We start from the raw sequence: 2,126 nt of genomic DNA on the forward strand, positions 1-2,126 counted from the left end.
TTCCTCGAGCGCTTCCACGCAGAAGTCGGCGTCCAGCGTAATCGAAATCCGGTGGCTGAGGACCTTGCGGCTGAACCAGTCGACGATAGCGACAAGATAGACGAAGCCCCGGGCCATGGGAATGTAGCTGATATCTGTCGCCCAGACCTGATTGGGCCTCACCATCGGAAGCTTGCGCAGGAGATAGGGGTAGATCTTGTGCCCTGGCGCCGGCCTGGAAGTGCTGGGACGGCGATAGACGGCCTCGATCGCCATCTTCTTCATCAGGCTCGCGACATGGCAGCGGCCGATCGTGATGCCCTCCTGACGAAGAAAGTCGCGCATCATCCGGCTGCCTGCGAACGGAAACTCCAGATGCAGCGCGTCGATGCAACGCATGATCGCAAGATCTTCGGACGAAACCGGCCGCGGCAGATAATAGACACTACCCCGGCTGATCCCCAGTTCCTTCGCCTGCCGCTTCACGGGAAAGGTGTGCGTTCGATCGATCATCGCCTTGCGCTCGGCAACAGACCTGCCTTGCCGAGCGCGCCTTCCAAAAAATCATTGGCCAACGTCAGCTCGCCGATCTTGGCGTGAAGCGTCTTCACGTCGACGGCCGGTTCGTCAGATGCCTTCTCCGAGCCGAACACGCCCGCCGCCCCTTCGAGCAACTGCGTGCGCCACGTCGTGATCTGGTTGGGATGCAGATCATAGTCGTGCGCCAGCTCTGCCAGCGTCTTCTCACCCTTGATCGCGGCAAGCGCCACCTTCGCCTTGAATGCCGGGCTGTGGTTGCGCCGGGGTCGTCTGCTCATTCTCTGCTCCTGTCTCGCAGCCCATCTGGCTGCTCTCAGGCAGAAAATCCAATTATCTCAGTGTGCAGATTCTCCAGGCCACCTCTACACTCGGCCGCTTCATGCAGACCGATCATATCGGTTACGCCGACGGCATGAACTGGTACAACTATGTTGGATCAGATCCAGTGAACAACGTTGATCCCTCAGGGCTTCAACTGAGCGACAGGTGTTTTGATTTGAGCGAGGCTGAATGCATTCGAGAACAGTGTGAGGAGGCACTTATTTGCGTAGAAGAAGAGCGGCCTGATGGCTTTGGTAGTGGCAATAACTCTCTTGGCTCTGAGCGCGAATACCCTGGACGGGGGAACTCTGAAGGGGATGGCGAAGAGCCGCAAAGTAAGGAGCAAACAGAGCAGGACAATTGCGCTTCATCTGGCATCAACGACTTGGTGGCCAAGAATCCTGCATTGGCGAAGTCTATTGCGAACATTGACCGATTGGGTGCCGCGAATCGTCGCGAGTATGGATTTGTATCTCGGACCGTGCCTCGAATGTGGGGCGGTGGGAATGTAAGCATCGGACCGACGACTACCGGCGTCGGCGGCCTTTGGAACGCCTCTAAGGGTTTCACTGTCCAGAATTTTCTCAGGCTAAATGGGAATGCGATCGTATTTCACTCGCATTACCCATCGGACACGTACGCACCCGATCTTTCACCGGCGGATATTTCCAATGGTGATGGATTTGGGGAAGCTATGAGTGTTTCGGTCCAGAATGGTGTCCTCTACTGCTCTCGTTCAAGCAGGTGATGAGATGAAAAGCAGAACATATCTCATCCTCGCCATTTCAGCTGTCATTTTCCTGGCATTAGGGTTTTATGCTGGATCAAACTATTTGAAATGGTTCTATTTTAGCGATGATGATGCCGTAAAGGCGTCTGTGTACCATGATGCGATCAAGGGTTTAGTCGCCGCAGCGCCAAGCGCTGACAGGACGATCCTCCGTGAGAACCTGCAAGCCATGCACCCCGATTTTTTCCGGGACAAGGAACATGAATGCGTAAGATTCATGCCGAAATATGGACAGTATAGTTTCGTAAGGGTGTATTGCAGGGATACCACTGATAAATTGGTGAAAATCTCAAATTACTGAATGCTTCGATTTCTGGCCGGTCGATGGCCACGTTCTGCTCATGAGACTGGCTTTGCAAATCCCGGTCTCTAGTGGATTGATCGGAACAGATGATTCCGTTTTCGGGATTCCCTTGAACGGGGGGACATGCGAAGATGGCGCATGCGAACGGGCATCCAGATTGAGGTTACAGGACCGGACACCAAGCGGCTCGAA

The 2,126-nt window shown here is 54.7% G+C and carries 2 protein-coding genes and 1 pseudogene; 2 read left to right on the plus strand and 1 reads right to left on the minus strand.

Translation table 11 applies throughout. The features are described 5' to 3' along the window. Positions 1–797 (minus strand): annotated as a pseudogene (locus tag FMM79_RS20100) (IS3 family transposase); the annotation flags it as partial. On the opposite strand from FMM79_RS20100, the gene FMM79_RS20105 reads away from it, so the two are divergent. Beyond that, positions 761–1,588 carry an RHS repeat-associated core domain-containing protein gene (locus FMM79_RS20105; RefSeq protein ID WP_148629303.1) on the plus strand — a complete coding sequence of 276 codons (828 nt, stop codon included), beginning with the start codon at positions 761–763 and terminating at the stop codon, positions 1,586–1,588. The pseudogene FMM79_RS20100 and the gene FMM79_RS20105 sit on opposite strands and share 37 nt — an antisense overlap. Before the next feature lie 4 nt (positions 1,589–1,592). Continuing rightward, positions 1,593–1,931, plus strand: a complete 339-nt coding sequence (locus FMM79_RS20110) for a hypothetical protein (RefSeq protein WP_148629304.1) — start codon at positions 1,593–1,595, stop codon at positions 1,929–1,931. The last annotated feature ends 195 nt before the right edge of the window (positions 1,932–2,126 follow it).

It is taken from the genome of Novosphingobium sp. BW1 (assembly GCF_008107685.1).
GTDB lineage: Bacteria > Pseudomonadota > Alphaproteobacteria > Sphingomonadales > Sphingomonadaceae > Novosphingobium.